This is a genomic window from Paenibacillus sp. N119s, from assembly GCF_059447605.1.
The window spans coordinates 1-7,871 of the sequence record NZ_JCAJRU010000229.1 but is presented as its reverse complement, the minus strand read 5'-3'; the positions used below and the strand labels follow the sequence as shown (position 1 = coordinate 7,871).

General features: G+C 47.6%; 7 protein-coding genes. All 7 read left to right on the top strand.

Annotation, left to right across the window (positions count from 1 at the left end; translation table 11 throughout):
- Positions 1-151, top strand: a 151-nt coding sequence (locus AC5V8P_RS20870) for an SDR family oxidoreductase (RefSeq protein ID WP_495473822.1), incomplete at its 5' end; no start/stop codon positions are given.
- A gap of 12 nt (positions 152-163) precedes the next feature.
- Complete coding sequence (locus AC5V8P_RS20865; protein ID WP_064795702.1) at positions 164-1,624, top strand: class I adenylate-forming enzyme family protein; 1,461 nt, start codon at positions 164-166, stop codon at positions 1,622-1,624.
- Between the two features lie 44 nt (positions 1,625-1,668).
- On the top strand, positions 1,669-2,892 hold the full coding sequence (locus tag AC5V8P_RS20860; RefSeq protein WP_064795701.1) for an aldehyde dehydrogenase family protein: 1,224 nt from the start codon (positions 1,669-1,671) through the stop codon (positions 2,890-2,892).
- On the top strand, positions 2,889-4,589 hold the full coding sequence (locus tag AC5V8P_RS20855; RefSeq protein ID WP_064795700.1) for a thiamine pyrophosphate-binding protein: 1,701 nt from the start codon (positions 2,889-2,891) through the stop codon (positions 4,587-4,589). The genes AC5V8P_RS20860 and AC5V8P_RS20855 overlap by 4 nt, the downstream gene beginning before the upstream one ends.
- A 20-nt stretch (positions 4,590-4,609) precedes the next feature.
- Entirely contained in the window at positions 4,610-5,854 is a 1,245-nt protein-coding gene (gene fabF / locus AC5V8P_RS20850) for a beta-ketoacyl-ACP synthase II (RefSeq protein WP_063208419.1), read from the top strand.
- A 4-nt stretch (positions 5,855-5,858) separates the two neighbouring features.
- On the top strand, positions 5,859-6,266 hold the full coding sequence (locus AC5V8P_RS20845; RefSeq protein ID WP_013368718.1) for a 3-hydroxyacyl-ACP dehydratase FabZ family protein: 408 nt from the start codon (positions 5,859-5,861) through the stop codon (positions 6,264-6,266).
- A gap of 109 nt (positions 6,267-6,375) precedes the next feature.
- On the top strand, positions 6,376-7,871 hold a 1,496-nt coding region (locus AC5V8P_RS20840; protein ID WP_495473821.1), incomplete at its 3' end, for a condensation domain-containing protein.

Here is a 7,871-nt window from a genome sequence, read left to right as displayed (position 1 = left end):
AAAGCATATTGAAGAAACCACGCCCCTACGCAAGACGGTGGATACGTCCGAAGTCGGAGATACGGCGTTATTCCTGTTTTCCCATTTATCTAGAGGCATTACGGGTGAAGTGATCCATGTAGATGCTGGATACCACATTACGGGGATGTAAGGGGGGAACGTTGTGCTTATTACGCATACGGATTGCCGTATTATCTCGCCTGAAGGGATTATGAGCAGGGAGCGTCTGGAGCGGGACGTGATGATCTTCTCACGGATGTTGGCTCTCAGAGGAATTCCCGATGACGGTAGAGTAATTCTGAAAGCGGCCAATTCCTATTGGTTTGTTGTATCGCTGTTCTCCCTGTGCCATCTCGCAGTTTCGGTAACTGTGGTGGACGAGCAGACTGTAATCGATGAGGTGGCCCAAATCTATGATGAGGCAGGTGCCTGTTGCATCCTGACCGATTCTGCTTTAGAACTTCCTCATGCTCTCGTTATTCTGATTCAAGATCTCATTCAAGAAGAAGCAGTACACCCGCATTGGGTGGGAGAGCCAAAGCCCGAACCCCTCGACTTTAACAAGTGGTGCGAGAGATCGGATGCGCTTATTCTGTATTCTTCAGGTACGACGGGAAAACCCAAGGGAATCGTAAAAGCTGGTGCAGCTTTTATGGAGAATATCAGGCATTCCATACACGCCATGAACTACATACCGTCTGACCATATGCTCCCTGTGGTGCCTTTCTCACATTTTTATGGAATTTCACTTATCTTCTCCTGGTGGTTAACCTCATGTTCTCTCATCATCTGTAATCCTAAAAACCTCTGGAGCGTCATTGCAAGTATTACGAAAGACCGGGCGACGGTCGTAGACGCGAACCCCTCTGCTTTTTACACCTTGTTGCGTATGCTAAGCCGAAAACCCGAACAACTGGAAATGATCAAGCAATCTCCAGTCCGCATGTGGTGCGTAGGCGGCTCTCCACTTACTCAAGACCTCGAAGAGAAATTTTACAACATATTTGGACAGCCCCTGCTGAATGGTTACGGTCTATCTGAATTGGGCAACGTTACGCTGGGAACGCTGGATTGTCCGAAGGGTTGTGGCAAACCATTACCTGGCGTGGATTTGAAGATACTAGATTCTACGGGCAACCAGCAGGCAGACGGTGTCGTAGGCGAAGTGTGGATACGAAGTGCCGGATGCATGGAAGGTTATCTGAATCGTCCGGACCTGACACAATCCGTTCTACAGGATGGCTGGTTCAAGACAGGAGATCTGGGCTATCTGGATGACGGAATGCTGTATGTTATTGGTCGCAACGGTAAGACGGTCAATCGGATGGGCTACATGGTCTCTCCCGTCTATATCGAGGATCGGATTGGTTCACTAGGCTACCGTTCCTGCGTGATCACCTTAGAGGATGAGGCTAAAGGGACATTGCTTGTTGCATTCATCGAAAATGAATCTTCACAGGTCTTACCTGTGCTCCGCAAAGAGATGAATCAGGTGCTCCCTTCTTACATGTTTCCTGATCTTTTGCTTCCGCTCGATCATTTTCCCTTAAATCGCAATGGAAAAGTAGATCGTCTGGAGATGGAGCGCGTTGCTCTTGAGAAAGCTGCTTCTCGCAAGGCATAACAAGATATTTACTAAAACTGCATATAGGAAAGGGAGAATGTGCCATGAGTATAAATCCAGAACTGGCAGAAAACACACTGTTTCTGAAAAGGCATGAATCTATTTTGAAATGCCTCCATTATTTGATTGAAAATCGGCAGGAAGTGATGGATATTCTCACACAATTTTCATCCTATCGGGCCGCCAATGCAGAAATCGACTCCACGATCCTCACACTTCAAGGTGCATTACAAGAAGTGCAGACCCATCAACCAAGCTGGCAACGATCTATGGCGGTATTCATGCCTTCCAACGTCATTTTGTACTCCTATGCATTATACCTCTTGATTCCGTCCCTGTACGTTGAAAATATAGACTTTCGCCCTTCTTCTCACGTAAACGAGTACGTCAACATGCTGCATGAAAAGCTCCAAGCTGTACACGAATTACCTATCTATATTCGTAAAGTTAGCCAGAAGGTGTTCATGGAGAACTCCGTGATGCCGGCTGATATTGTGGTGTTTACCGGAAGCTACACCAATGCGGAGAAGATCAAAAAGCAGATCCGCAAAGATCAGCTCTACATTTTTTATGGGCAAGGGATAAATCCTTTTATCATTGGACCAGATGCCGATCTGGAGCTGGCGGTTACCGATGTGATTCGCATGAGATTGTTCAACTCTGGACAGGACTGCCTGGGACCTGACATCATCCTGGTACATCAAGAAGTGAGTGAGCCATTCAAAAACTTGCTGATTCAGCGGCTTGATGAACTCGTATTTGGGGCCAACAATGACCCTAATGCGAACTACTCCCCTATATTCTATAAAGATACACTCTATTCGGTCTCTGAATATTTTAATACGAACGATAAGTTTATTATTTACGGCGGCGGCATTGATTTCCGTACGAAAAAGATGGAGCCAACGGTTGTATACAGTGAATTGGAGCAGAATCTGGAGATTATTGAATATTTTTCGCCAGTTTTCAATGTAGTTAGCTACCAAAATGACGAGCAATTGATCAAGCGCATTTCCTCCAGTTATTTCAGTGAACGTGCAATGGGTTGCAGCCTATACGGATCAGAGCATTTGAGTGACGTTCTACGAAAGAAGCACACATTGACCATTAATCAAACACTTGAGGACGTGGATCAAGGCAATAAGCCTTTTGGCGGCTACGGCACGATGTCGAACTATATTTTTTACGATTATAAGCTCGTTTCGAAGCCGATCTTGATCTCGGAAATTGTCGCAGAATATTTGTCAGAAAAGAGGAGTTTGGTATGACCGCGAGCATATCCCCCTGGGATGCCATCATTGGCTACTTAAAATCGGCTGGGGTTCAGCACCTCTTTGGATTGCCAAGTGACGATCTCAATATTGTAGCGTCACTCCCCTCATCCGGTATGGATTTTATTTTGTGTAAAGACCAGCGTAATGCCGTGTTTATGGCCGCAGGCTATGCACTCACAGCTAACCAGATGTCTGTATGTGTTGTGGGGAAAGGTCCTGCGCTCAGCAATACACTTACGGGACTGCTGGAGGCCAAGAACCTGGGCGCTCCGCTCTTACTCTTGGCGCTTGGCACCGGAGGAGACAAGCTGGGTACTCGATCCTTTCAGGAAGCCGATCAAATCTCACTCGTGAAGCCGCTCGTCAAATGGGCTTATCGTGTCGAGCATGTGGATCGGCTTGTATGGGCGATGGAACGGGCTGCCTTTTTGGCTATCAATGGAGCACCGGGCCCTGTCTATATCGAGCTACCTGAAAACCTGATGGACCAGCCTGTGCCAGCAGACATTCAGTTTGCCCCGCTAGAAAAGCTGTCGTGCGCTCCGTCTATGCGGGAACTGGATGCGGCATGGAGCATCATTAAGAATGCCCGCAGGCCACTCGTTTTGGTCGGCGGCGGAATGAAGTCAGGGACAAGCGATGTGATTGAGCGGTTCGCTAACCAACATGGAGCAGCTGTATTCGCAACTGCTTCGGGACGGACTGTAGTGAATGAAGATCATGAACTTTTCTGTGGTGTTGCTGGGCTCTATACCGACCTTAGTCTGAGACAGATCTGGCAGGAATCCGATGTGGTCATTACGCTGGGCAGTCGATTGGAAGAAACGGCTACGTTCGAGTGGGATATTTTGCTGCAGGATACACCTTTGATTCAAGTCAATGTAGAGCTGGAGGATTTCGCGCACGAATTCAGGGGCATCAAGGTGCTTGGTGATGGATATGCGGCAGTGGAGCAATGGCTTGAACGGCGCGGACAGGAGCCCGATAGCGCATGGCTTGAAATGATCGGGAGATGTAAACAGCAGGCCTTTTCTCAGAGGGCAAATTATCTGGAAGAGCTAAAAAGGACCCCCGGCATCCACGTCCCAGAGCTGTTGGACATGATTCAGACGGAGCTCCCTGAAGACCTGGTGCTTCTACAAGAGAACGGATTGCAGGATATGTGGTCCTACTTTTATCCATATTTCCGTTTTACCTCAGGTTCACTTTCGATTGTTCCCAGTGACCAAACGAGTCTTGGATTCGGTGCGGCCGCTGCTCTCGGGGCAAGTGTGGCGACAGAACGCCCGGTAGTAGCGCTTGTAGGTGACGGTGCATTCAATCTATTTTGTTCAGATTTTATGACGGCGGTACAGTATCAAATACCGGTAATTTACCTTGTACTTAATAATGGCGGCTACGGTTGGCTGCAAAATCAGATGAATTATAAGCATATCTCAGGACAGGCCTTCCCATTTGTTTCGGAGGCGGCCAAGACAGGAATCCAAATTCCCCAGTATGAGTTTGTCGAAAGTTTGACGATTCGCAGCAAGGGGGAGGCTCGGGAACAGCTTCAGCTTGCTTGGCAAAAGTACAAGGAGAACAAGCTTGTGGTCGTCGAGGTATTTGCTGATCTTGCAGATGTGCATGAGAAAATTAGTCATGTATATGGCGACTTTCCTCTCTACGAGCAACAGGCTTCCAAGAATTAATTTCAGCAAAGGACGTGGGTATGGTGAGAAGACGTGTTGTAGTGACAGGACAGGGAGTCGTAACACCGATCGGGCTTCATCTTACAGATTTCTGGAATTCACTGCTGGAAGGAAAAAGTGGAATCGGACCTGTCACTGTTTTCGATACAGCAAATATACCAACAAAAATTGGTGCACAAGTTACGGGCTTTGACCCGTTGGAGTATATGAGCAAAAAGGAAGCACAAAAGGTTGCACAGTTCACTCAATTCGCCTTGGCGGCTGCCCGCCAGGCAGTCGAGCAATCGAAGTTAGTCATTGATGAACGGAATGCAGGCCGTGTGGGTGTTATCGTCGGTTCTGGCGCAGGCGGGCTTGATGTCATAGAGGAGAACTACAGGAAACTAACAGAGCTGGGTCCTAAAAGGGTTTCGCCTTATTTTGTTTCCTCAATGATGATTAATTCTGCGCCTGGCGAAATCTCTATTGCTATTGGAGCTAAGGGACCTTCGTTTGCCGTAGTTACAGCTTGTGCTACAGGAAGCAATGCCATCGGCGAAGCATTACGTACGATCCAGTACGGCACGGCTGATGTCGTAGTAGCTGGAGGAGCAGAGGCCAACTTTAGTCAGCTTGATCTGGCATCTTTTGCGAATATTCACGCTCTCTCCAGACGTAATGAAGAGCCTCAGAAGGCCAGTCGCCCGTTTGATACGGATCGCGATGGCTTTGTCATCGGTGGAGGAGCAGGGGTTCTAGTGCTGGAGGAGTTGGAACATGCCTTGAACCGGGGGGCCACCATTTTGGCTGAAGTGGCGGGTTACGGATGCACAACAGATGCATATCATATCACGGCTCCAGATCCCTCAGGCTCTGGCCCGGCAGAAGCGATTAATATAGCACTGCAAGATGGAGGCTTGACACCTCAGGAGATTGACTATGTCAATGCCCACGGTACGAGTACGCCATTTAATGACCGAATGGAGATTAACGCTATTCAAAAAGTATTTGGAGAGCATGCCCCCCGTTTGGCGATATCGTCTATTAAATCCATGACAGGCCATTTAATGGGCGGTGCAGGGGCAGTCGAATTAATTGCAACGGTACAGAGCATGATCCACAGCAAAGTACCACCGACACTGAATTGTGACAATCCCGAAGCCCCTGAACTTAATTTTGTACCGCATGTATATCAGGAACGTGAAGTCCGTGCGGCGATCAGTAACTCTTTTGGCTTTGGAGGGCACAATGTCTGTCTTGCCGTTCGTAAGTGGGAGGGGGTATAAGCCTGTGAGCGAAGAGCTAATCCGTATTGAGGATGTGCTTCCGCACAGGTACCCATTTCTTCTGCTCGATGGCGTGACCGGGTACGAAACGTCGCAATGGGCGAAGGGGTACAAGCTTGTTACCCGGAGTGAGTGGTTTATTACAGAGGCTAATCCATACATGCCTCCTATGCTGATCGTGGAGTCGCTCGCACAACTAGCGGCATTCGCTGCGATTGACAAAAGAGGTATTTCATATCTGACCAACCTCAATGGCGTTCGTTTCCATAGCTTCGCGAAGCCTGGGGACCGAATTGACCTCTATTTTGAAGTGGTCAAGCGTCGGCGTGGTTATATTCTCGGAAGTGGTCGGGCTACCGTAGGTGATCGACTGGTGGCTGAGGCGGAGGAAATTGTTTCACTTGATCAATGACGGAGTGGAAGCGCACGTTAAAAAGCGCACGTTAAACTGTCTTTTTGTCCTCCTGACTGCCAAGGTGCAGCGGGAGGATTTCACATCACGGAAATAGGAGTGAAATGAGATGAATGACATGCAGTTATATGATTTAACGAATGCGCAAAAGCGTATATGGTATACCGAATTACTCTATCCGGATACATCCGTGTCACAGCTATCCGGTACAGCCAAGATGAAGGGTCATATTAATATCGCTGCCTTCATGCAGTCCATCAATTTGATTATCAAACAATATGATGCGTTCCGCATTCGTATTACCTCAGTGGATGGAGTACCTAAGCAGTATGTCGTTCCTTATGAAGAGAGACAGTTGGAGTGTCTGGATCTTACCCACATCGAAAGCATTTCCGAGGTTGAAGCCTTACTTGAGCAGCACAAAAGAAAACCCTTCCCATTATTGGACTCTGAACTCTTCCAGTTTTTAATTGTAAAGATTAGTGAGGAAGAATATTGGATTAATACGAAAATGCACCATATCATTTCTGACGGGATCTCTATGGTGGTCTATGGCAATCAACTGACAGCCTTTTATATGGATTTAATTCAAGGAAATGAACCTAAGCTGAGCGATGATTGCTCTTATATTGAATATATTGCAGATGAGAACGCATATGAGCTTTCTGACAGATACCAAAAGGATAAAGCATACTGGCTGGACAAATTTTCTGATTTGCCTGAACTGACAGGTTGGAAGTCATATAATCCGTTATCGCTAAGTACCCAAGCTGTTCGGGAGCATTTTACTGTGCCGGAGGCACTATATCGCGAGCTACAGGCATTTTGCCAGCAAAACAGGATTTCTCTGTTCCAATTCTTCATGGGTGCGATGTATATCTACATACACAAAGTGACGAATCAGCCGGATGTGGTGATCGGCACCTCGTTCGCTAACCGGGGGAACAAGAAAGAGAAACAAAAGATCGGTATGTTTGTCAGCACGGCTGCAGCCAGAACATACGTTGACAAAGATGTAGAAGTGTTGAACTTCCTGCAGGACGTAGCCAGGGATCAAATGTCAGTCTTGCGGCATCAGAAATATCCATACAATCAGTTAATTCAGGATCTTAGAGAAATGCACGGCAACAAAGATATTCAGCGGCTTTTTGGTGTCTCTATGGAATACCGTCTTATCAACTGGGTTGATTTGGATGACGTGCGCATTTTGACGGATTACGATTTTTGCGGCGATGAAGTGAATGATTTCGTGCTTCATATCGTGGAGATCTTGGATGAAGGCGAGCTGGTACTGGATATCGATTATCGGACGAAGCTGTTCGAACGCAGTGAAGTAACGGACATGGTATCCCAGCTGCTTACGATCGCCGAGCAGATCATTTATACCCCGCAGCTTACCATCGCAGAGGTAAACCTCTTGGGAGAAGCAGAGGAGCAATCCATTCTGGCTCTTTCGGAAGGCGCTGCAGTTGATTACCCGCGTGAGAAGACGATTCATGGCTTATTTGAGGAACAAGCCGCGCGTACGCCGGATCACGTAGCTGTTCAGATGGGCGAGCAGAGTATTACATACCTAGCTCTAAATGAGCAGGCTAACCAGCTTGC

Coding starts and splice junctions, on each gene's coding strand:
- fabF (WP_063208419.1), top strand. CDS start 4,610: ATGGTGAGAAGACGTGTTGTAGTGACAGGACAGGGAGTCGTAACACCG.
- AC5V8P_RS20860 (WP_064795701.1), top strand. CDS start 1,669: ATGAGTATAAATCCAGAACTGGCAGAAAACACACTGTTTCTGAAAAGG.
- AC5V8P_RS20855 (WP_064795700.1), top strand. CDS start 2,889: ATGACCGCGAGCATATCCCCCTGGGATGCCATCATTGGCTACTTAAAA.